26 protein-coding genes and 1 pseudogene are annotated in these 22605 nt (G+C 41.1%); 12 read left to right on the forward strand and 15 right to left on the reverse strand.

What is annotated here, in order from left to right:
* Positions 1–28: 28 nt before the first annotated feature.
* Genes F7734_RS09920 through F7734_RS09935 form a run of 4 tightly spaced genes read left to right on the forward strand, consistent with a single transcriptional unit; the run spans position 29 to position 2606 of the window.
* Positions 29–646, forward strand: a complete 618-nt coding sequence (locus F7734_RS09920; protein ID WP_155744509.1) for a DUF4417 domain-containing protein — start codon at positions 29–31, stop codon at positions 644–646.
* Positions 576–1241, forward strand: a complete 666-nt coding sequence (locus tag F7734_RS09925; RefSeq protein ID WP_155744510.1) for an ImmA/IrrE family metallo-endopeptidase — start codon at positions 576–578, stop codon at positions 1239–1241. Before F7734_RS09920 ends, F7734_RS09925 begins: the two co-directional genes overlap by 71 nt.
* A complete protein-coding gene (locus tag F7734_RS09930; RefSeq protein ID WP_155744511.1) occupies positions 1241–1558 on the forward strand; it encodes a hypothetical protein in 318 nt (105 codons plus the stop codon). The genes F7734_RS09925 and F7734_RS09930 overlap by 1 nt, the downstream gene beginning before the upstream one ends.
* The gene (locus tag F7734_RS09935; protein ID WP_155744512.1) at positions 1533–2606 is read left to right on the forward strand and encodes a hypothetical protein; all 1074 of its coding nucleotides are present in this window, start codon (positions 1533–1535) and stop codon (positions 2604–2606) included. Before F7734_RS09930 ends, F7734_RS09935 begins: the two co-directional genes overlap by 26 nt.
* A gap of 125 nt (positions 2607–2731) precedes the next feature.
* Here the strand turns inward: F7734_RS09935 and F7734_RS09940 are convergent, their stop codons facing one another.
* The 3 genes from F7734_RS09940 to F7734_RS09950 form a co-directional block, all read right to left on the reverse strand.
* Positions 2732–5521 carry a pentapeptide repeat-containing protein gene (locus F7734_RS09940; protein ID WP_155744513.1) on the reverse strand — a complete coding sequence of 930 codons (2790 nt, stop codon included), beginning with the start codon at positions 5519–5521 and terminating at the stop codon, positions 2732–2734.
* A 563-nt stretch (positions 5522–6084) separates the two neighbouring features.
* Positions 6085–6384, reverse strand: coding sequence for a hypothetical protein (locus F7734_RS09945; protein WP_166481830.1), 300 nt, complete (start codon positions 6382–6384; stop codon positions 6085–6087).
* On the reverse strand, positions 6381–6974 hold the full coding sequence (locus F7734_RS09950; protein WP_155744515.1) for a ParA family protein: 594 nt from the start codon (positions 6972–6974) through the stop codon (positions 6381–6383). The genes F7734_RS09945 and F7734_RS09950 overlap by 4 nt, the downstream gene beginning before the upstream one ends.
* A 302-nt stretch (positions 6975–7276) precedes the next feature.
* Here F7734_RS09950 and F7734_RS09955 point away from each other — a divergent pair, with 302 nt between their 5' ends.
* Positions 7277–7669 carry a RusA family crossover junction endodeoxyribonuclease gene (locus F7734_RS09955; RefSeq protein WP_155744516.1) on the forward strand — a complete coding sequence of 131 codons (393 nt, stop codon included), beginning with the start codon at positions 7277–7279 and terminating at the stop codon, positions 7667–7669.
* A 417-nt stretch (positions 7670–8086) separates the two neighbouring features.
* Entirely contained in the window at positions 8087–8272 is a 186-nt protein-coding gene (locus F7734_RS61810; RefSeq protein ID WP_207714063.1) for a hypothetical protein, read from the forward strand.
* 474 nt (positions 8273–8746) lie between these two features.
* Here F7734_RS61810 and F7734_RS09960 read toward each other — a convergent pair whose 3' ends face one another.
* Positions 8747–11452, reverse strand: a complete 2706-nt coding sequence (locus F7734_RS09960; protein WP_243146785.1) for an effector-associated domain EAD1-containing protein — start codon at positions 11450–11452, stop codon at positions 8747–8749.
* Positions 11453–11592: 140 nt separating this feature from the next.
* On the opposite strand from F7734_RS09960, the gene F7734_RS09965 reads away from it, so the two are divergent.
* Positions 11593–11871 (forward strand): hypothetical protein, encoded by a 279-nt coding sequence (locus F7734_RS09965; RefSeq protein WP_155744517.1) that lies wholly within the window; start codon positions 11593–11595, stop codon positions 11869–11871.
* A gap of 526 nt (positions 11872–12397) precedes the next feature.
* Here the strand turns inward: F7734_RS09965 and F7734_RS09970 are convergent.
* The 3 genes from F7734_RS09970 to F7734_RS09980 all read right to left on the reverse strand — a co-directional run bounded on the left by F7734_RS09970 (position 12398) and on the right by F7734_RS09980 (position 13900).
* Positions 12398–12568 carry a ssl1498 family light-harvesting-like protein gene (locus F7734_RS09970; protein WP_155744518.1) on the reverse strand — a complete coding sequence of 57 codons (171 nt, stop codon included), beginning with the start codon at positions 12566–12568 and terminating at the stop codon, positions 12398–12400.
* A 246-nt stretch (positions 12569–12814) separates the two neighbouring features.
* Positions 12815–13246: an Hsp20/alpha crystallin family protein gene (locus tag F7734_RS09975; RefSeq protein ID WP_155744519.1), complete on the reverse strand. Its 432-nt coding sequence runs from the start codon at positions 13244–13246 to the stop codon at positions 12815–12817.
* Positions 13247–13474: 228 nt separating this feature from the next.
* The gene (locus F7734_RS09980; RefSeq protein ID WP_155744520.1) at positions 13475–13900 is read right to left on the reverse strand and encodes a hypothetical protein; all 426 of its coding nucleotides are present in this window, start codon (positions 13898–13900) and stop codon (positions 13475–13477) included.
* A 204-nt stretch (positions 13901–14104) separates the two neighbouring features.
* Between F7734_RS09980 and F7734_RS09985 the strand changes: the two genes are divergently transcribed.
* Entirely contained in the window at positions 14105–14545 is a 441-nt protein-coding gene (locus F7734_RS09985) for a hypothetical protein (RefSeq protein WP_155744521.1), read from the forward strand.
* Between the two features lie 19 nt (positions 14546–14564).
* Here F7734_RS09985 and F7734_RS09990 read toward each other — a convergent pair whose 3' ends face one another.
* Positions 14565–14849 carry a hypothetical protein gene (locus F7734_RS09990; RefSeq protein WP_155744522.1) on the reverse strand — a complete coding sequence of 95 codons (285 nt, stop codon included), beginning with the start codon at positions 14847–14849 and terminating at the stop codon, positions 14565–14567.
* Positions 14850–15027: 178 nt separating this feature from the next.
* Here F7734_RS09990 and F7734_RS63255 point away from each other — a divergent pair.
* The 3 genes and pseudogenes from F7734_RS63255 to F7734_RS63260 form a co-directional block, all read left to right on the forward strand.
* Positions 15028–15114 (forward strand): annotated as a pseudogene (locus F7734_RS63255) (anti-sigma regulatory factor); the annotation flags it as partial.
* Positions 15115–15195: 81 nt separating this feature from the next.
* On the forward strand, positions 15196–15462 hold the full coding sequence (locus F7734_RS10000; protein ID WP_155744523.1) for a hypothetical protein: 267 nt from the start codon (positions 15196–15198) through the stop codon (positions 15460–15462).
* Between the two features lie 156 nt (positions 15463–15618).
* A complete protein-coding gene (locus F7734_RS63260) occupies positions 15619–15975 on the forward strand; it encodes a hypothetical protein (protein WP_243146786.1) in 357 nt (118 codons plus the stop codon).
* A 255-nt stretch (positions 15976–16230) separates the two neighbouring features.
* On the opposite strand, the gene F7734_RS10010 is transcribed toward F7734_RS63260, so the two are convergent.
* Positions 16231–16500, reverse strand: coding sequence for a hypothetical protein (locus F7734_RS10010; RefSeq protein ID WP_155744524.1), 270 nt, complete (start codon positions 16498–16500; stop codon positions 16231–16233).
* A 156-nt stretch (positions 16501–16656) separates the two neighbouring features.
* Here F7734_RS10010 and F7734_RS10015 point away from each other — a divergent pair, with 156 nt between their 5' ends.
* On the forward strand, positions 16657–17244 hold the full coding sequence (locus F7734_RS10015) for a hypothetical protein (protein ID WP_155744525.1): 588 nt from the start codon (positions 16657–16659) through the stop codon (positions 17242–17244).
* A gap of 153 nt (positions 17245–17397) precedes the next feature.
* On the opposite strand, the gene F7734_RS10020 is transcribed toward F7734_RS10015, so the two are convergent.
* From F7734_RS10020 to F7734_RS10040, 6 genes are all read right to left on the reverse strand, one after another.
* A complete protein-coding gene (locus F7734_RS10020) occupies positions 17398–17715 on the reverse strand; it encodes a hypothetical protein (RefSeq protein ID WP_155744526.1) in 318 nt (105 codons plus the stop codon).
* A gap of 625 nt (positions 17716–18340) precedes the next feature.
* Positions 18341–19288 carry a tyrosine-type recombinase/integrase gene (locus tag F7734_RS10025; RefSeq protein ID WP_155744527.1) on the reverse strand — a complete coding sequence of 316 codons (948 nt, stop codon included), beginning with the start codon at positions 19286–19288 and terminating at the stop codon, positions 18341–18343.
* Between the two features lie 175 nt (positions 19289–19463).
* Complete coding sequence (locus F7734_RS65175) at positions 19464–19595, reverse strand: hypothetical protein (protein WP_279239690.1); 132 nt, start codon at positions 19593–19595, stop codon at positions 19464–19466.
* Between the two features lie 91 nt (positions 19596–19686).
* Entirely contained in the window at positions 19687–20373 is a 687-nt protein-coding gene (locus F7734_RS10030; RefSeq protein ID WP_155744528.1) for a Dna2/Cas4 domain-containing protein, read from the reverse strand.
* A 129-nt stretch (positions 20374–20502) separates the two neighbouring features.
* Positions 20503–20754 (reverse strand): hypothetical protein, encoded by a 252-nt coding sequence (locus F7734_RS10035; protein ID WP_155744529.1) that lies wholly within the window; start codon positions 20752–20754, stop codon positions 20503–20505.
* Positions 20755–21051: 297 nt separating this feature from the next.
* Positions 21052–22557, reverse strand: a complete 1506-nt coding sequence (locus tag F7734_RS10040; protein WP_155744530.1) for an NAD(P)/FAD-dependent oxidoreductase — start codon at positions 22555–22557, stop codon at positions 21052–21054.
* Positions 22558–22605: the final 48 nt, after the last annotated feature.

Below are 22605 nucleotides of genomic sequence, written 5' to 3' on the forward strand. Positions count from 1 at the left end.
TTGCGGTTGCTTTTTTGAGGTTATACAAATGCAAAGAAGGTACCTTTATCCACTCAACACATTTTTCACACCAGAACTAACCGAGCAAGGTTTACCAATGGTTGGTTCTTGTGAGGAAGTTCCAGAGGCTCTTTATCCTTATAAGTTGCGATCGCGAAGGAAGCAAGACCAGAAGACGGGTTTGCATTTCTTTATTGATGACTGTAGGTTTGAAGGACTTTGGCGATATCCAGAAAAGTCTATCAGCTACTTGAAACGGTTTGACTGTGCGATCGCTCCCGACTTCAGCCTTTATTTGGATATGCCTCGCCCTATGAAATTGTGGAATGTTTACAGGAATAGGTGGGTGAACAGTTTTTGGAACTATCAAGGGATTAAGACTATTCCTTGTGTTAGTTGGGCTGATGCTGAATCTTTTTCTTATTGTTTTGAGGGTATCCCTCAAGGAAGTGCGATCGCAATATCCTCAATGGGCATTATAAAAAGGTCGGAGTCTGAATCTATTTTTTTTAATGGGGTTTTGAAAATGCTGGAGGTTTTAGAGCCAAAAACAGTCCTCGTTTACGGAACAAAATTTGAGAAAGAGCTTTGCGATCGCTATCAAAACTTCAAATTTTATCCTCACTATAGAAAACATGGGAGGTAGGGGAAGAAATGGGACAGGGGAAGTTCCGGATATTAATGTTGTTAATTTTAATTCTCAACTAACTCCTCAATATTTTCAAAAGTATAGTAACTATTTTGAAAAGTATGGAGTAGACAAAATGCGAGAGAAAGTTCAATCTGCTAACGATAATTACAATAAGATAGCTAATGCTGAAAGTTTATATGGAAAGTTGAAAGACTTTGCTAATAAAAAGGGATACAAAGTTAATGAAAACGATTCCGATAGAGGAGCGAATGGAACGACCTATTATAAAGCAGATGGAACTGTTGATATTGCTATCTCCAGGAATTTATCAACGGAAGGAAAGATAAAAACACTCGCTCATGAAATCGCACATGCGGAGCTTCATAAGCCTGGTTCTTCTACTAATCCTCTGAACAGAGGAATGAAAGAAGCCGAAGCAGAAATGACTGGATATATGTTTGCTAAATCTAATGGTATCAATACAGATAATTATTCAATTCATTATGTAAATGGATGGTTAAATAGAGAAGGAGTGCAATATAATTATGTAAATGGGGCTTTTACAAAGGTTAATCCTTTATATACAGAAATGATGCAAGGTACCAGATAATGAATAAATATGAGATAGGGCAATTAACTAATCAAGGGAAGATTAAAGGATATTACATTTTTAACGATGTCTTTTTTTATCTAATTCAGCAGAATGATAAAGAGGTTGCTTTAAAAGAGGAAGAAATAATTCTTTTAACCACAGACAATGATATAAAGAAAACTCCCAAAATTGAGTTTTTAAATAAGACCAAAGAAGGCACAGTTATGGGAATAATGTTTGAAGAAAAAGAAAACGAATTTTATTATTATTTTTCTACTCCTGGATGGGTTGATGATGAAATTAGCTGGTATGCCGAATCTCTTATTACGAATTAATTTATTGATAGCTTTGATGGTGATTGGGAATATACAGGCAGTTGCCCAAACTCCAGTTTTAGTTCCAGTTCCACAACCGACGACGAATAGCGCACCAGCCCCGACACAGCCATCAGCACCAACGGGGGAAGTGAATTTAGATGAGGAACAACCTCAAAACCAGGTTGAGCAGGGGAACGAAGAACAGCCAGAGCAACAAGAACAGCCAGAAGTTGACCCAGAACAAGCTGAGCAGGAAGCTGATACTGTAGTACCAAAAACTGAACAAAATCCTTTTGCAAAACCCGATATCGATAAATTGATACAGCAACAATTCAATGATGATATGTGGCGAATCATGAAAGGCGGTTTACCATGTCTCGAAACTTCCGCTAATTGTTTACAACAGTTACAAGAAAGATCTGTTGGTCAGTCGCCTTTACTTAAAGAGATCGATGCTCGAATTGCTGAGGCTAATCAAAGAGTAGAAGAAGCGAAGTCTCGAAATCAAAAATCTATTAAATTAGCTATTTTAACTCCAGGTTTACAATATTTATTAACGCCTACACCACAATCTGATGCCAAGAAAAGACCGAAAGGTTTCTTAGACAATATTGCTGCTCTCTTTAGAGGAGATGTAGGATTATTAAACGGGCTACTGAATGTAGTTGGTGTTCCATTGTTTCAGGGATTAACGGGCGGTAATGAGCAAGCCCAGCAAAGAAGTATACAGATAAGTGACATTCAAGTCAAAATCGCTGAATTACAACGTTCTCGTGCTCAGTTAGCTGACACAATACGTGAGAAAGTTGCAGCTTCCTTAGTGAAGTTTGACGAGGCGCGGACTGACTTTCAAACAGCACAAGTAGTCAGCGCAAGGGCTGTGCAACAGTTTCAAGTTTATGAAATCAGATATATTCGGGGCAATAACGATACAGAGGGTTATTTAGCTCAACAAAGCCGATTGGATAATGTAAAAGCCCAGACTTACTCATCTTGGGCTAAAATGCGTAGAGCTATGTTTGAGTTAAAGCTTCTCGTTTTGAGCGTCAAAGATGCAGAGATTTGATAATGAGGCATCTCGCCTCAGTTTCCCAAGAGAACCAAGGCGAATACATCAACTTCGGGAGAGCGATCGTATACAACAGAACTTACAAGCTGTTTGCACGGATACTGAGAATGCTTTTATTTTCTCTAAGCAAGCCCCAACTGCTGCTTTAAGGCTTCTGGCACAGTAGCATTTTCCAACCCATTGACACCATCCCATTGTGTATTTTCATCCCAAATAATATCTCCTTTATCTTCACTAGTGAGGTTAGCGCCTCTGAGGTTAGCGCCAGAGAGGTTAGCGCCAGAGAGGTAAGCGCCAGAGAGGTAAGCGCCAGAGAGGTTAGCGCCAGAGAGGTAAGCGCCAGAGAGGTTAGCGCCAGAGAGGTTAGCGCCATCGAGGTTAGCGCCTCTGAGGTTAGCGCCTCTGAGGTTAGCGCCATCGAGGTTAGCGCCAGAGAGAAATCGCCCAACTACAGATCCAAAACTTTCAACTTTAAGACACTCACTGTAACCTATAATAGAAAAGAGTTGAAATTTATCGTTATCTGGTGTATCTGGTTTCCCTAGTGGATAAAAGTAGATTTTTTGTTTAAGAGCGTCGTCATTTTGGTCTTGACCATAACGGTGCAACTCCAAGAGTAAAATCATGACATTTAAACCTGCATAAACGTCTACTTGTCGCTGACCTATTGCAATATTATATCTATCTAGTTGTTGCACTTTTTTCTGAGGTAAAGTCTCTGTCCCAGAGTCAATAAACTTGCCCTTAGACCAGTTACGATAAAATTTGTTTAGGCGCGTAAATAGCGTCTCCCAATCAAAACTTTTACTTTCAATGAGCAACCCCATTAGGTATTCCACAACTTCCGGTGTTAGTTTACCAAAACCCAGTAAGTCATAAATTTCAAAATTCATCTGGGTTGTGGAAATCATAGGTTGTTTTTCTTCGTCTTCATCTTCATCTGATTCTTTGTATTGTGTCCAGGTTTTTAGGCTAGCTTTCAAACGCTCGGCAAACAAGAATTCACTAAAACTCTTATGATAGAATTCAATACCACCTTCTTGGTTACCTGCAGGACGAATATAAAAAGCTGCTAAAGCATTTTTTAAAGCTTCTTCACCAACTTCTTTCTTAGCTGTTTCTAGAGCTTCTTTCACAGGATCGTCTTGAAAACGACCTTCAAGCATTGACATTAAAGCCAGTTCGCCACCTGATTGAGCAACACACAAAGCAGCTTCTGTCAGAATACGTCTTAAATCTTTAGATTTTAGTTTAGTTATCTTGGGATTAAGATTAGTATCGTCCTGAGCAGAACGTTGTCTGTCTAAGACCAATTCTAAAGCCTTCTGGTAAATGACTATTTTCGCCGATCGCGCAGTGACTTTTTCAAATTCTTCAATTGCCAACTTGCCCTCTCGATGCATCACAGCCAATAAATAAAGTAAAAGCGGCTCTTCAGCCAATTTCTTCACTTCCTTTAATGCATCTGGACAATCATCTTTCTGTAAAACTTCCAAAAACTGTTGGAAGTTTGCGGTTTGTCCCTGACGTGCTGATAATGCTTCCCATTTGTTTGCCCATTGGTTTTGGAGTTCTTTATCAAGTTCAAGAATTTCTACCCGTTCAAAAATGCGGGGTAAGTCATAGATACCTTGCAAAGACATTGGTCTACCAGTGATTAACACCCTATGACCCATCTCTTTAGAATCATTGCACTCCTTCTGAAACCCTTCGACTTGCTCGAGAAATGCTTTTAAATTAAAGTTGTTTCTTGCCTGAATCTGTAATTCATCAAAACCATCTAGTAAAAACAAAAACCGGGTATTTTTATTTGTTAACCACTTGGAATCATTTTGACTTTGAATAAAATCACATTTCAGTTCTTGTTTTAAAGTACTTTCCAACCGTGATTCAAAATGGTCAATATCTCGCAAGCGAATCAAAATAGGTGTCCAAACAGGATGCAAGTACTGGCGTACCCAGTCAGCAAACATCCGACAGAATACACTTTTACCACGTCCCGGTCCGCCTTGGATAAACAGGACTTTCTTTGGTTGGTTTGGTTCTGTGAGCATTGTCCACGCCCATTTCAATAGATCGACAGGTGGTGCATCATTATTCCTCTGTCCATCTTCCTTTACAGGTTTTTCTTTTAAGGATACATAAATATCTCTATAAGAGAAATTTTCAGTAAACACCTTTTCCAAAGGTTTCTGCTCAATCTCTTTCAAGTAGTCATCAATACTAACAAGTCTTTCCTCTTCTTTCAGCCAATCACCAAAACTAGGCTGAATGACTTTTTTGACAGTTTCATCTGACTGTATCCAAGCTTTCATCAAATGGCGATGAGTATTCCAAGCAACCCGTTCCGTTAAAATATCAATTTCTGGTTTGTTTAAGATTGTTAAGCGTTGTGATAAGATTTTCTTAAATTTTTCTGCTAATTGCGATTCGTGGAAACAAACAACTACACGTCTTGCATTTTCATAATCTAATTGAAAATCGTTGAGTTCTTGAATAATAACTTTTCTGACTTCTTTATGAATTTCAGAAATATTTTTATAATTATCCAGATTCAGAGATGGATAAAAAGATAAAGTTTCGCTGAGGCTTTCTAAGTAAGCCGCTTGACTTACTATAAATACACAGTCTTCTAAAGAAGGGTCTTGCTGAGTCAATTGACGATAACCATTTAACAAAGCTATGCCAACAGATACGAACGGTAACCCCGAACCCACGACTTGTGCTAGCGGCGAACACAACACATCTAACAATGAAGAGGAATTTTGCAATAAAGGTTTTAATGCTTCTATACTATTACCCTGCTCTTTAAGGGTTTTTGCCGCCTCTAAAACTGCTTTACTAGCCTCAGTCGTTGTTTTCAAGCTCTCTTGTACTGAAAATACTTCCCGCAAGCGCTTCCAGAAACCCATTTGTGTGCTCCCATAAAACTACTTATATAGTAAAACAAGATTCATTGTCAAATTTCCTGATATGAGATGTCAACAATTACAGCTAACGACACCATCTGTATCGCTCCTAACAACTTAGCCTTGGTACTCTCACTCAGTTTTAATACCTATGTTGTGGCTTGTGAGAAATGAATGAGTTTTCAGAGAGCCATAGTTTCTCAGCAAAGGATTAGCATAGTACAATCTACCTAAAATGTCCCTAACCTCAAGTACAGTTCTGAACTAGCAAAAAGATTAGTCTAGAAGCACAACCCACATCAGTTCACATTTTGCGATCGCCAACGGGTTCAGATCGGGCGGCTGTACATCATGTATCAATAGAATATAGGGAGCAGGAGTAGCAAGTACAACTTGCGTGTGTTCTTTTCAGTCAATAAAGTGTGCCGCAGGTTGCCACCGAGCGTAAGCAAGCAGACTTTATCATACTATACGCCGGACTCACTGATAAAAGTATTACTTTATAATTAAGTAGGTCTCGCTAGATGAAATATGCCGCCGGAGACGAGGTGTTGTAAGTCCGGTGATTATTGTTGCACCCAATCACTCAACAATTGCTCAACTAAGTCTGAAAAATCTTTGTTGTTCCCATCAGACAGTAACTTCATTTTCACCTTTTTGTGAGTGTCTTTACGAATATATGCACTAACCTGCTCAAAATCGGGATGCGATCGCTTCCCTGGTGGTTTAGTCTTCTTAGTTGGTTGAGCAGTTTCTACCAATGACTGTTTTTGTGAATCATCTACTGTAGGCTGTGGTTCTGGCTCTGGCTCCGGCTCTGGTTCTCTACCCTTTGCTGCATTTAAAATCCCTTTAAACTTGCTCACTTCATCACCTCCTGACCAACACTTTGATAATCTCGCCAAGCAATCTTTGCTCTTGAATCTGACACTTTATTTACTGGAACGCCTGCTAGAGCTGCTTTTTGGAATGCAACAGCATCACGAATTGAGCCTTTAAAAACTGGTAATCCTGCCTCAGTTAACATATCGCGTGCTTCGTCTCCATCACGCCGGGGTTTGGGAGGAATGCGGGTAATCAGGATGCGAAAGCGTTCAGCCCCTAGCGATTTAAGCGCGTCAACAGTTTGCATGAGGGCATCTAAAGATAAAGCGTCTGGCGTGGTGGGTAGCACCAGTAAATCGCACCCCTCCACCAATGCTTCTAAATCTTCTTTTTCTGGTCGCGCTTGGGTATCGATGACAATGTGCTGAAACTTTGGAACGTATTTTGCAGCTTGCCTTTCATCTATAACTTTGAAGGGTAAATTGCCGCGCTTTGCCCAACCACTAGCAGAACGGTTCGGGTCACCGTCAATTAACAGCGTGTCTCCCTTGGTTTGTAAGTAAGTGGCTAGGTGGACGGCTGTTGTTGTTTTGCCCACCCCACCTTTAAATGATGCAACTGTGATAATCATGAGTATTTGCGTACTCGCATATTTATATGTTTAAGTTTTTGAATACCTGTGTACTCAGATTTTTATCATAAGGCAATTTGGTATTAAAGCACTGCTGATTTTGGTTTGAAAGCTTGAGTATTTGCGTACTCGCGTATTTAGGTACTTGAAGTCTAAGGCGCTTGGAGCGATCGCTAGTGTCGGTTAACAAACTGTGTGATGTTCAAAGCATGAACAGTGCCAAAAAATACCTTATGCAACTAGTTCTGTAAAAAGTTTGAATATAATAAATAGTTATGCGTAATGAAAATATTAATATGTAAATGAAAATCTCAACACAAACCGAAAACTGTAGCTATGACACACAGTACTTAATCGAAGAAAGTGCAGATAGTGTTATTTACATCAACTTAGCATTTGAAAAAATTGTAAGTGTTCAGTCTAAAAAAGCCTACAAAGAGCAAATATGTAATTTAATTCAGAAGGAATTATCAAAGTTTAAATGGATAATCTCTGGCTCTGTAAATATAGACTTTACTTGGTATCTACATGCTGTCGAAAGACAAGAGACAGACAAGGTTGGTGATATTGATAATATCACGAAACCCATCCTAGATTCTTTAATTGGTCCAAGCGGAGTTATAATTGATGATGCTCAAATCAAAGCACTATACACATATTGGTTATCACGTAATGAGTTAATTGAAGATAATTGACTAGAGATTAAAATTTCATTCAACAATGATAATTGCTTAAAAAAAGAGAACTTAATCTTTATTCAATATAATAATGCTATTTGCTTGGCAGTTAATGTGGAACCTACTAACCACAAGCAGCTTTTGGCGGCATTATTAATTGTGAAGAGTAGGAAAGTGAACAGAAATACTGCACAAATAATTAAATTCCTTGGCGGGAACGTTGACAATCACTTAGTTGTTTCAACCTGGGACTTTCATCGCACTAGGTTAAATAAGTTCCCTCATTCTGATATTTATTCACTTTCCAGTTTTAAGGAACTTTGTCGCAACAACGGTTTAAATTTCTTAACAATTTCAAGATTGTTGCGAGAAAGCAAAAATCGAAGAATAACGTGATGTTGAACTCTTGATATAAGATTAATTTCACAAAAAAGCGTGAAACTCAAGTTGGGCAAGAAAAGACTGGAGGTATTACTTATAAATCAAAAACTGTTACTTATCAAGTATATAAGTGAAATCGAAATTGACTTATGGAAGGGGCAAGTGATTCGGGTGGATGCCTTTAGCTTCGCGATCAGATGGGTAGGGCTTGCACCGAAGCGATACGGCTTGAGCCGTTAAGCGAAGCTTATCGCATTCCTCTAAATTCTTGCGTACTCAAATACTTGAGTATTTAAATTTTCATATTTTTGAATACGCAAATACTCATCTTGTTCTGTGCAAATCCTGTAGTTGATTTGGATTGCGTATTTAAAAACTTAAGTTTTTGCGTACTCAAATACTCAAAACCCATTTGACCATTGCATCAGCAACAACTCAGTTGAGTATTTAAAAATTTGCGTACTCAAATCTTCATAAGAAAGGTAACTTTTACGTTACAGCAATATCACAGTGTCTGTCCTACAGTTAGCTTTTGCGTATTCAAGTATTCGCGTACCTGAATATTCATTCATGCGATTGAGGGCGTGTTTCTTCAGTATGATTCCCCTTTGCGTACCTAAAAACTCAAAATTTCGCGTACTTGCGTACTCAATAGTAAGGGATACATAACAGCTTGTGTCAGTTCTGGGGGATGGGTGGGATACGATGAATAACTTAATTTGATGTTAATGGTAATCTTTTTACTGGCAACAGCAATGTATTTTCAATCTGCTGTCTTACTTCGCGGCTGACGTAACAATCGCTGTTGAGGCAATCAACCAATAGTTTATTAGCATCATAGTACTGCTTCAGGAGTTCCTTTTGTTCGTCGCTGAACTGCCAGTCATGACCGATGTTGCGACGCTCTCTCATTACGGCTCTAAGTTGTTCAGTCCAAGTTTGACCGTTTTCCTGCCACCATTGCTTGTACGCTTTAATGTCTTCGGCATCGGGAAGTTGGTCTTTGAGTTGTTGAAGCGATCGCTCTAATTCCGGGTCTCGGTCGAGGGCGAGGGCTCGGTCGAGGGCGAGGGCGAGGGCGAGGGCGAGGTCTCGGTCGAGGGCGAGGGCGAGGTCTCGGTCGAGGGCGAGGGCGAGGTCTCGGTCGAGGGCTCGGGCGAGGGCGAGGGCGAGGTCTCGGTCGAGGGCGAGGGCGAGGTCTCGGTCGAGGGCGAGGGCGAGGTCGAGGGCTCGGTCGAGGTAGAAGGCTCGAACAGCAGCAGGTTTATACGGCGCTTCTAAAGATTCAGATTTTTCTTTAACCCAAGTAAGAAACTGCTGTAACTTTTCATCGCTTTCCAAAATTGTATCAATTTTCTGTTGCATTAACTGCAATAATTTATCTGCACTCTCCAGCATCCCTACCGTTAGTAAAAAGACTTCGCGCCATCGCTTTTCGGTAATATGGGTAGCTAAGTCTTGCAATGCGTCTGAATTAACACTGCTAACAAGCTTTCTTGCTGTAAAATACTCGTGAAAAGTTAGGTGTGAGAAAGAGTAAATTCCTCTCGCTCTTTCTACAAATAATCCATGCTGGGCTTCAATTGACTTGAGTACTGCTTCACTATCCAGTTGCAGTGCTTCTGGATCGGTGCTTGCATCTGGTAAATTTTGAATATATTGAGTAATGTATCTTTCAACTTCTTTTTGCTTAAAGAAATAGTTACCTTGTTCAAAGGTGTCTAGAGCAATTTGACTAAGTAAATCTTCCTTACGTTTTAGAGATAACTTTTTATATACTTGGTCGCGTTCAATATTTCGCTTTACATCCCACTTTTTGAGCAATACATCCAATCCTTCTTTATACAATTCAGAACGGTTTGGTGGGAAACTTCCTGATTCTTCAAATACCAAACACAATAGTGTTAACAACAGTGGGTTAGTTGCTAGTTCTTTGATTGGTTCTTCTTCTTCCAATTTTTTAATAAATTGCTCAGCTTTCACTAGATCGTCTTTCGCCTGAAACCATTTGTTAGCAAAGCTAGCAATCTGTTGAGAGTCAAAGTCAGCAACTTCAACTTCAGTAAACTGCACAAAAGTATATTCCCGTGCTGCAATTCGACACGTTATTACAAATTGATTTTTAGGGAACTGAGTTGTAAATTCTTTAATCTGCTCCAAGACCCGTTTGCTCTCTGTCTCTCTTACCTCATCTAGCCCATCTAGCAGCATCAACAGCTTACCTTGCTCGAGCAGTTGTTCCACAGCGGTTAAATCAACCAACTGATTTGTCTCACTGGTTCCCCAATTAAAAAGAGATGCTAAGAACCCAGTTTTGACTTTTGTATTGGGTGCAATGCCATATTTAGCAAACAGTTGAATCAAATAGTCTAATAAATTAGGCTGGTTGGATGCGTCAGCAAAGTCCTTAAGTGTAATAAATAAAGGAATGTGCTTTGGCTGAAACTTGCCCTCAATGCATTGGAGTGCCAAATGCTTGAGAAATGTTGTCTTACCTGCTCCCGGTTTACCCAAAATCATTAACTTTGAGTACTTGTTCACTGCTTCCAACCCAGGAACTCTCTTCTCACGCACATCACCCAAGCTGAAGCGCTCAAAATTCTCTAAAGGGATGTTTTGAAGTAGTTCAGTTATATTTAATCCTCTACGTCCGGTGATTTTCTCTAAAATGTTAACGCTGGTGTAAATGTCGTCTAAGCCGATTGGCTGTGTCATATCCAGCACTCGCATTGTACCGCAGCGCTCTTTAATGCTCTCGCGGATGTTTTCCCGTGCTGTCTGTACTAACTCATTGACACTAAAGCTTTTGGCTTCAAATTCTTTCACTTGGCTCCACCTTAGGTCGAGTGCTTGCAAACTACGGTTCCCAGGATTTGATTGACGTGCAGCACGAATTAGGTCTTCAATCCATCCCTGGGACTCTGCTTTTTTGATTAAATTAAAGACAATATCTTCTAATTTACCACTACCAGCGATCGCCTCTAAGTTCTTATCTAACTCATGTGACAACATCTGCTCTAATGATGATTTATCGGGAAAAGCCTTAACTAGAGCATTCTGTAGTTCCTTGCGTTGCTGACCGGATAATATCTTTTTGGGTATCTCTTGCACTAAAGCATCAATATCGACGCTGTTGTCCTGCTCTACCTTAACTGGCTCAGGGGGCTGGTTATTTGGTACATCAACTGAGTTAGGTAAATCCTCCAAACCTGCAATCTCTTGCCAATTCAGTTCCAACTTCTCGCAAATACTGACAAAGATATCATTGCGAACTGATTTACCAGTAAAAAAATTATCAACAGGTTGACGGCTTACGTTCAACTTTCTTGCTAACCCTTGTCGGCTCAAACCTTTACCATCTAGAGCACTTTTCGCCTTTTCAATACCTGTTTGGCACGCTTTTATTGAATTTTGCGGCATAAGCTCATGTGACAAACCACGTTAATTTTAGGCTAAAAGCCAAAGTCATGTCAAAGCTAGGCAAAAGTCATGCTGTGTCTTGGCTGAACTCTTCAGCGCTTAACTGTGAAACTGATAGCAGTTGAGTGACGGATAAATTTATGACTCAGTTGACACTACCTCCTAGTTCTGAACCCAATCTTAACCAAGAAATTACTAAAGAACGCCTGCGCCAAGCACGCCAAAGTTTTAATTTAGCACTAGTCGCCACCGCTATGTCTACCTTAATCGGCTTAGTTGGTGCAAGTCTCCTGCTAACAGAAAAGGCGAATGAAGGTGCGGTTACTGCTGCTAGTGGGATGGTTGCTAGCGTGCGATGCGCTCAACTTGCTAAAGATGCCAATGACAGGTTAGATAAGATTGGGCAGGCTAAGAGATGAAGGTTAAGGGGTGGTTGCGATACGGCACAAGCAGTTAAGCTTCGCTGTGCAAGTGGCACAGATCGCCCCTTTGCTCAAAGCTCAATGCTCTTCCTTGCAAGCACGAAGCGATCGCCCTACAAGAAACAGCATCGCGCTTTGCCCAGTGAGCCTAAAATATTCATTGAAAATCAGGTTCCAAGCGATTTATGGGGTATAAGTAGGGGCTATGCGTATCCCACTAGTTTTTTCTGAAAATTAACACCCATGCAGGGTATATATAGGTGCTTCTTAGGGTATATTAAATCTCTTAAAACGTTATACCCCACATGACACCCAATGGTGTAAGCGATCGCAAATGAATGTGAGTTAATCTTATTCTAACTTTTTAGGAGACCTGGAGTCAGGTTTGAGTAAAAGCGATCGCGTTCTTCAAAGCAGTTGCCTTTGGACTGACACTTTCAATGCAAAAACCCCAGCCTTGATAGCCAGGGTGAGAAAAAGAAGCCCAAATGTCGATTAAAGTTTGAAGCGAAATCCATTAGTCTTAAGCAGCTGCAAAAGCAACCAGAACTAAAGTGGTAACCAGTAATGTCGCAAACACGCCTTGGATAACATATTGACGCTGTTCCCAAATTGCAGGGTATTCAGCAAAGTACATTTTAGTCTCGGTTGGGTAGTTGTTGAGGACGCCGTCTTCGTTAACAGTTGTATACATAGCTCTTTTCCTTGTTTGTTATCTTATGTAAATAAATATAACGATATTGTTACAAAACCTCAAGAGTGCTTGACATAGAAAAATAAATAGTATCCATAAGAGGAGTTAATCTGTAGATTGTTGCGATACGGTAGTATAGCCGTTATCCCTTGCAAGCTTGCACTCCCAAGAAAAAACCCCGGTAACTCTAACTAGACCGGGGTTGAATTATCTATGTGTGAGAAAATTTATTCATTAAACAGTCAACTAAGCAGCTGGCTGTTCTAAATTGACTTTGACAACGAGGTTCTTTTCTTCTTCCTTCTTAGGCAGTGTCAGATTCAAGATACCGTCTTTGTATTCTGCCTTCACATCAGTATTTTGAATTTTTACAGGTAGAGGAATGACACGTTGAAACTTACCATAGTGGAATTCAGTCCGAGTGATGCCTTTGTCTTCAGTCTTGGTTTCGGACTTGCGATCGCCACTAATGGAAACAGTGTTTTCTGTCACTTGAATATCCAAGTCTTTGGCATCCATACCTGGAAGTTCTAGCTTGAGGTGAACCGCGTCCGGAGTTTGGGTCAGTTCGGCAGCAGGAACTTTAACGAACTCTCTTTCAAAGGGGACTCTTGTTTCTTCAAACAGGCGTTGGATTGCGTTTATTTCTTTCCAGGGATTGTAACGAATGAGTGTCATAGGTATTATGAATAAGTAGAAATTGCGTTCTTGTTTTTTGCTTTATGTTTTTATAATATGGCTAGTAAAATCTTTGAATGTTCGGCTTCAACTACCATTAAATTCATAATAACCGTAGAATAATTTATAACTGCAAATCTGTGATGTTAACCGAACATTTTAGTTGGGTTAACAAGACTACGGCTAGTGTCAGCATCATCTGAAAGCTCCTGCGATCGCTCCCCATCTCTATATATTTTGTTTCCCTGAAATAATATCCATTGCTATCTCAATATCGGACTTCTCAAAAACCTTTTCTATCGTCCCCTCTTTTAATTGATTGGCTAAAGTTAAGATGTTCGAGATAACCTGACCCATCTGCTCCAATTGCCCCTCCAATCTGGCAATTTCTGTTTGTTGGGTAGCATTGAGATTTTCTGCCTTCCACCTTGAAAGCTGCTCTGAATAGACGATCTGCGTAAATTTCATCTGCTCGCCAAATACCTTCAGGACTCGCTCAACGGTTTGGCTATCTAATATATGAGAACGACTTTGAGCTTGTTGCAGGTTTTGATACTGTGTTAAAGCTTGTGCCAGTCCCCCATCAATCATTTGTGCAATTAGAGGCAGTTTGCTAACAGGTTGCCAGTTCGGTGTTTGGTTAGGGTAAAGCATTTCAGGTTTCAATAATTGCCAACACTAGACCATACCAAATGTTTGTCGTTTTGCACAAGTGCTCTGCATTGTAGAAGCATCATTGCACTTTAGTTGGTGGATTGAGTAGCGATCGCTCCGCAGTTCTGGCAAGTTCAGTATTATTTCTAGTTTATTATTATACTCATTTTGTTAAAATACTGGACTCCTAGAGATGAAAAACCGATGCCATTTCAACCCACCGATAAGTTAATCAAACAAGTTGTTCATTACTGTCAAACTCGCCATCCAGAAGCACTTGACGAAATCTTTGACAATTTACCGATCCACTCAAACGATCGCATACTAGCTGGAGCTTTGAAAATTCTAGACAACGATTTTGACTCAATAGGTTGGTTGTGCGGATACCTGGCATCAGAAATAAATCGCAGCGAGGACAATTATCGGTATCATCCCATTGCCGAATTGTGTAAAACTTTGCTGGAATACGGGATGGAGCTTTTTGTAGACTTTACTCCGTATCCGGGCAGCCGCATTCTAATTGCTAACATTGAAAAGTTTGAGTCCCTACCAGAGTTTGTCAAAGCTGCTTATCAAGTCATGGAGAGTACGGGCGACAACGTGCAACAGATGAATGACGCTCTGTTGCAAGAGTTGGTGGTTTGAGCGGAGCAAGGGGGTTGCTTTATCTACCAATATCGTCAGTAGCTTGTCCTATCTCGGTTCTCAGTTTGGCGATTTCATTGCTAATCATGCAGGCAGAAGCCAACTGCCCCGCAACTAGTTTGCGCTCTTCAAGTCCCAAATGCATCGTTCTCGGATCTTCTCCCAATGTCTCAAAAACCTCAGTATACATTGATATTGCGCTCTTTATCCAAGCTTTGCGATTAGCCATTTTCTGTGACTGCTGTGACACTCGAACATTAACTACATCTGTATTGTTGTTAATTCCAGACCCTTCTTTAGCCAAAATGGAAGCAACTGTACTTTTATGCGATCGCCAATGGAATGAAACAGTTTTTCATACTTAGTATATGTAGAAAGTACAAGCGAATTGGATTGCACTACAGCATTTATATATTTTTTGACGAGCGAAACAGTTGCTTTCTTGTACCCCACACTCCAAAAAGCAAGACTCCTAACATCAGAGGCGCTTGGCAGATAAAGTTCTCTACGAACGAAGTACAGACGAAAGAAATTGCTTGCTCATCGTCAAGTACGGTCTACAGGGGTAACTAATAAACCTGTCAGCTGTGCAAGTGGCACAGATCGTTTGCCAAAATGGAATTGCACACGAAGCGACGCACTCCTTCTATATGACAGACCCGCCCATCCAACACCTCAACATGACCGACACCGAGTATGCAGCCCTTATTGCCAAAGGCTATGACCCCGCTTTTGAGCAGCAGTTGGTTGAGCTAGGTGAGAATCCAGACCAAGCGAGGCATTTAGCACGGTTTGTTGGGTTGTTACAGGATAAACCGCCGGAAACCGAGGAGGAGTGGGAAGAATTGATGGCAGTGTGGGAGGATGCGTGCGGATACCGCCCGAATTTCAAGCAGCACCGGGAAGATGAGTTGTAGGTTTGAGGAAATGCTCTGTTGGTAACACTTAAAATTTGATACATCAAAAAAGTGGCAACTCCAACTGCCCAGGTGAAGTGTTTGACCGCTTAAGACAAGCAATGGGTTGATGAGCTAAATCAGGTGTTACGAGATTGGGTAGCAGAAGAATAGGTTGTGGCAAAGTGCGATGAGCCGTTTCGTCCTTCACGCACTTCGCTCGCAGTAAGAATGCACTGTTTACAAACTTACAACGCTTTCGTTTTTACTTGTCCATATTTCCGGACTCGTGCCTTAGATATTCATAGGTTTTTAGAAGCGGTTAAAATAGTCAGTACAATTGAGAGAAAAATGATTAAGCCTAAAAATTTAGTGTATCGCGGACACTCAATAGAAAAAGTTGGTCATGGTAAAAGAGCCGTATTTAGGACAATTATTAATGAAAGAGAGTGGTCTGCCATAACTGAATCAGAAGTAAAAGCAGCCATTGATGTTTGGATTGATGAAGGAGTGGAGCCTCAACAGGATAATTAAGGTACTGATACTTTTAACTTCATTACGCGCCGCCGATGAAATAAGGGCGAGTTGCGATACGGCTGTCTTCCCGTAGGCAGTTAGCTTATCGCCCAACTGAAGTATCCAATTTCGTAACTTCGCCCCAGCAGCATTTATAATTTAGCGACAATAGTAGTATGTACTTATGCGATACGGCTGTACTCCCGTAGGCAGTTGGCTTATCGCTTCGCGCTTCGTCACTTGCAGCCCTATCGCCTTACAAAAACGTTTTGATTATGATGCGGATCTTTGAAAGAGAAGTTGGGTAATCCTACTCAAAGTTGGGAGCAAAGATTTCACGGTAAAGTGATAGTCACACATCTGACCCAACTTGACAATCCTCTCATAGTCCTCAGCTTGCAAAGCAATTTCCAACTCTTCAAACAAAGTCTCATTGTCTAAAGCTGTTGCAAAAAATTTCTTGGCTTCTAGCTCTTCTAATTGGTTACTCACGATCGCTTTCCCATATTCGGTTGTAACTAAGGTAACATCTGTCTTTGCCACAAGCGAATCGCAACCCTTACCCAATTCCGTATTCTTGCTCCAGAAACCTCAGTAACTGGGAATGGGGTTGGCGATCGCTCATTCGGTTCATGCTGCTACTACGCCCCACCAAAAAGCTGTACACTATCTACACCTGGTACATAAAGTGGTGCAAAGATGACCAAGATTGAACGGGAGTCCATTAACTTTAAACTACCCAAAACACTAACCAAAGTACTTAGAGAAAAAGCTCACGAACTCAACACCACCGCTACCGATTTGGTCATTCAGGGGTTGGAACACGTTTTGGATTTGGCTCCCAGTACAGAAAGCGGTATGGATACCCGTCTGCAGATGATGGAAGCAGAACTCAAGCAATTGGCGAATAGTAGAGAAAATCGTGCAGACAATGGTACAGAAACTCCCTCCCTACAACGCCTCAGTCAATTGGAACAACAGATGAAAGAACTTGCCAACCGACTGTCAATTGTTGAATCTGCCTTAATACAGATGCAAAGCAACCCAGGGAGTTACAGGGGTCGCAGATCGTCCGGTTACTCGCATTATCAACAGCCCAGTATAGAACTACAACCCATGCTAGAAGAAAATCTGGTCAAGAGACTTGCAGTCACTGTCGCCACTCTACGCAACCAACGCGAAACTCTCAATCCAAAGGATTTTTTATCATGGTCCAGATCTCGCGATACTAACAGCGTGGGGTGGCGCTACTCGGAAAAGGACAAACTTTATTATCCCGTCAAATAAAAACGAAAAATTACAAACGCTTCAAGAGTAAGGTTTAATTGAATTGGATTCAACATAAGAATGTATAAGCAGTGGAATGTAGATTGAACAGCAAGGTGTTCAATCTACATTCAGCATCAGGCGCTGTTAAACTACATCACCTGAACGCACAGACTAATCCTTTACCTCCCTTTTTGGAATAGGGGATTGTTTCACTTGTGGTGGTGCTTGTGGAGTTGGGTTAGTCGTTACCCTAGTATCCACAGCAGGTTGTGGAGTTGGGTTAGTCATTTGAATGAAGTTGCAGCTATTCACTTGCGTTTGTCCTTGCCTTTGCATTTGAGCTTGAGTCTGCAAGTTACCAACTACTAACCCTGAGAAAAATACCAAACCATAACCTAAGAGCAGCAAAAGTGTCTTAGGGCTTGGTTTAGTAGAATTTCTTCCTTTGGCTAAACCAACTTTCTGACGAATCCAGCTAAAAACATTCATATGTATGTAACATCCTCCAATCTAAGAAACTGTGAAGCGGGACTTGTAGCGAAGTCACAGTGAGGAGGAATTTTTGAAGAATCGCGACAGACTTCTAAAACTCCGTTCACTTTAACTACTACTTCTACAAGCAAAGCCGTCGCCAGGAGGGGATTACCCAAAGGGACGGCTTTGGTTGGCACATAGGCAATAACAAATTGTCCCGCTAATTACTATTCTAACGGGAACGGAATTTTAGAAATCTGTCGCTCTTTAAGTATAACATTCAGCCATTTTCTTCTTTTGGGAACGGTCTGCTATGATAGTGGGTTTTACCTTTCGTAGTTCTACAAAAGTAGTTACAAGAGTATAAAGCCTTGAAATGGCTTGATTCTACTTGTTCCTAAAGAATGATACCTATGAATAAACTTTGTAGACAAAAATTAAGCAAAAATAAAAATGCAACTATTAATACAAAAAACTCCTTAATAAATATTTACCTCTTTCTCATTTACAAAACTTTAAATTTCAGCTTTGAAAAAGCCGGAGTTCACTGAACATAAGCTTTCTACATTTTTAATTGAAAAGAAATTCCTTAAAAATTTAAGTCCATACAATCGAACTAATGAGTAAATTAATAAGTTTTTTATCTTATAGGAATATGTAGCGATTGCACCGCCTTACGCTTCTTCTCGTCACCCCGTCTGTCATAGCGACTTGTTTGGGTAATGCTTGAATGCCCAGCTAACTGCTGCACAGTTACGATGTCAGCACCTGAGTCTAACAAATCCGATACAAAAGTCCGCCGCAGGTCATGTGCTGAAAACGGTTCAAGCCCAGCTTCGTTGCCCCGTCTCTTCAAAAGGAATGCGATCGCCTGGGGTGTCAACTTCTCCCGAATCACTCGTCCTGACTTACTGATTTTGCACAGCAAAGCACCCGGCGAAGTACCCCTAATATCCAGCCATTGTTGAACGATTGCGATCGCAGTCTCAGGCAAGTACACAACCCGGTCAACTCTCCCCTTGCCCTCTAATATTTTTAATTCACCAGTTTCCGGATCGAAATCTTTGACATTTAATTTAACTGCTTCACTGCGACGCAACCCAGCACCTCTTAAAACTGCGACCATTGCTGCATCACGGTAACCCCCTGGTGTTGGGTCAGAGAAACAAACGGACATCAGTTTATTGATTTCGTCCTGACTCAAAGCCCGACCTCTAAGGGTTTTGCGGACTTTAACACTTTCTAAGTCAACTGCTTTAGAGTAATCGACTGGTGATATTAAGTCTAACCTCAACGCTTCCTTTAAAACTCTCCTCACAGCCGACAAAATTTTGTTGGTGGTTGCAGGTGAGTACTTTTTCGCCAGTGCAGCGCGAACAGCAGCAGTATGTTTGTACCTAAGTTCAGCCCAATTCAAAGTTAAGTAATCGGCTTTCCCATCAGTCAATAGCCCAGCAACATAGTTAAGCGATTGCCTAATAGTTTCCTGAGAACCGGGCGATAAGGTGTTTAGATAAACAGCAGCCGGATGTTCTGTCAGCGCCAAAGGAACCGTCAAAACCAGTGATACAGAGGTGGTGGAGGACATTTGGATCTAGAAATTGTCTTCTAGGAAGCACTACTCTGTAAACTAATATTCTGGAAAGTAATTGCACAACCGTAGGGTGTAGCAGGAGTTACGGTTGTGTACGGTTGTTGTTGGGGTTAATGGTATCCGTAAGAGCGATCGCCCAAAAACAAACCCCATGAGCAAGTCACAGGGTTTACTGTGCAAGTTGCACAGCACGAGTCAAGTACAAAAGTACTGACAACGAGCCAAAAATACTTAACGCAAGTTGCAAGTCAGCAATTTTTTCTACTGAAAGTCCGCTTAATTCTTCCCTGACTGCTTTCAAATACTGCTTTGTGTTTAATTACAAAGCTATCGCTATTCGTCTTAAAGCGCTGTTAATACCAACGCTCAGGCATAAGTAATGAATCTGTTATTTAAAAGAGGTCATGTTCTTTAAGATCCTCGGATTCTTGCATTGTTATACGTTCTGGGCAGTATTTACTTGAAACCTTACAATATTGACATTCTTTAAAACTGGGTACTTTTCTAGGTGCAGAAGAAGCGCTGACAAGATGAACTATCTCACGAAAAGAGTCTTTGAAATCGCGATCGAGCATCTCGGAAGGGACATCTATAACCTCATCGCCATAAATCAAACGTCCTTCAAGTTTTTTCCCCCGACAGTGAGATGGTCCTCCTGGAGCGGCAAGTAACAACATATAAGTTAAAACCTGCATGACATCGGCATCTCTTTTTTGCCCTGTTTTGCAATCTTCAACAATAACCTGATTTCCTTTAATAGCTACTATATCAGCTTTACCAGCTACTTTAGTGATTCCATCTTGTCCAGTAATAGTGAACTTATTTTCATCTTCTATATAAACTTCATACCCCTGATTTTCTAAGTTTCTTACACGTTTATTTAGCAATCTTCCATGCTTGATTCTCCATTCGCTAAAATCAGATTGTGGTTTTTCAAATGTGTAGTTAGCTTGAAACCAGGCTGCCCATTGACAAAAACTACTACCTGCTAAAAGAGGTGTTAGCCAAGTTACCCATATATAGGTCGCATCCCTTCTCATTGCCTGAGATGCTGTCTTTTCTTGCTCTAATTCATTCATATAGTTATTACACTGTTAATATCAAGTCTTAAGAAAACTCTAAAAAATAAAAACCCCTAACGGCTACTACATTCCAGGGGCTTCATTAATTCTTGTTGAAAGAATTACAGAAAGTATAAAAAACTTTCCTCAGTTTTTGTTTTCCAGCCTGTGCAGCAAATCCCAAATCTGGTCAGGCAACATACCTATTGGGAAAACTAACAAGGTGTCATCACCACAAAATTGTTCTAGATGGCATATAGCTATTCCATAAGAGCGCTTGGCAGTTCGTACAAACTCCCACTTTTCGCCATTAAAGCGAAACAGAGCAACCAGAAGCGCGTTTAGGCTGACAGCATACTCAAAATTGTCTGCTGTTAATTTACAGTCTGTATTTTTCATGAGACTCGCCCGGAAATTAACCAAGAGGTCTTACTCTATATGAGTTTAACCTTAGCTCTTTATTAATACAAATATACTATAAACGGGGAGCGATGATTCTTCTACGTCCCAAGTGCTGACATGGTGTAGGCGATAGGCGAAGCGCCTAACGGATGGGTGCCGTATCGCTCTCTTTTTCACCCCATATCAAAAAACCCGCTCGTGGCGGGTACAAAATAAAGGGTATAAAACACAGACAAACTGTTAAATTTTCTTAATACTTACCTCCATCTTGGGCATTGGTCATTGGTCAGGTGCTCAAACTGTTACCAACTGACGGTTGGTGCGAGAAATAGTGTTGGCTGTAGTGGATTTTGTCACTGGCTTGTGCTTCACAATGTCGAGAACAGCTTCCAGAGAAGACTCGATAGAACCTTGTAACCAAGCAGGGAATCTAGAGCAGTGTTCGCCTGCAAAGAACAGGGTATTTTGGGGTCTTTGTGCTGCCAAGTAATTGGATTCGCTATCATCCCAATGAATTGTGCATCCGCCTGCACTCCACTTATACTCACCCCAAGCAATGGATGCTTTGTCTACGATCGCACCAGTCTCATTCAGTTCTGGGTGAAGTTTGCTAACTGTGTTTTGTACGTAGTCAAAGCGTTCAATTTCGGACATTTTACCCATGCGATCAGCATCATCACCGATAGTATAGCTTGCTAACATCACGCTTCCGCGCTTTGGATTGAACTTAACTGAGGGGTAGTAGGTTTGACGCACGCCTTCACCACTGAAAGAAGCACCGCCTTTGATACCTTCTTTTGCCCAGAAGGCTTCCTTGGTATGAAACGCCACCTTAGTACCGGGACAGTAAACGGTGTTGTGGATAGAGTCTAACTTTTGCTCGTCGAAACCGCTCAATTCCATTTTGCGGAGTACGCTGAAGGGAATGGTGCATAATACGTAGTCGCATTTGGTGGTGTGGAGTTGACCGTTTTGTTTCCAGGTGATTTGGGTATGGTCTTTTTCTACACGCAAAGCAACAACTTCAGCATTACACTGGATATTCGCTTTGATGGAAGTTGCCAAGCGTTGGATTAATTGATCCATTCCACCTTTAAGTTGTAACAAGTCGTGGCTGGTTTCAGTCATGATGTCGCCAAGGAAGATATCCAATCCTTGGGAGCACTTGGCGCGGAAACTGGGGTTTTGAGTTAAGAAGGAGTGCAAATCTATTGTTTCACCATCTTCACTGAAATAGGGATCTAAATCCAAGCGCTCCAACTCATCCATTAAGTGAGATTGCAAGTCGCGCTCAAAATCAGAACGAAGATTACCAGGTGCGATCGTATTAATGATGGTTTTGAGCCAAGCCGCAAAATTGCGAGTTTGTTCGCTGTAACGAGTATCAGTTAACAGACCACCTTCTGAAAGTTGCAGCACTCTTGGTGCGTCTTTCATCTTCAACACTTGACCGTTAATGTTCATTTTGGCATTGCTTTCCTCGAACACGGTCATAAACTTACACAGCTTGTCACCTAATCCCATTTCTTGAACATAATGTAATGTCAATTCGTGGTCGCTAGGAATACGCATTGCGCCGAGTTCAGCGTAAGGTGCATCTGGCTCATTACCGAAGCGATGTGTCCACACCCGTCCGCCAATGCGAGGGCTACCTTCTAGTATCTCAACGGTGTGTCCCAAGCGTTCTAGTTCGTATGCCGCTACCAAACCTGCAATTCCTGCTCCTAAGATTGTAATGTGCTTTTTCGAGGATTGGTTGTTAATCAGTTGGAATTGTTCAAGAATCATGTTAGCGTCCATTGGTCTTATCCCCTTTGTGTTGTCGTTTGTCTCATGATTTAGGATTCA

It is taken from the genome of Scytonema sp. UIC 10036 (assembly GCF_009725235.1).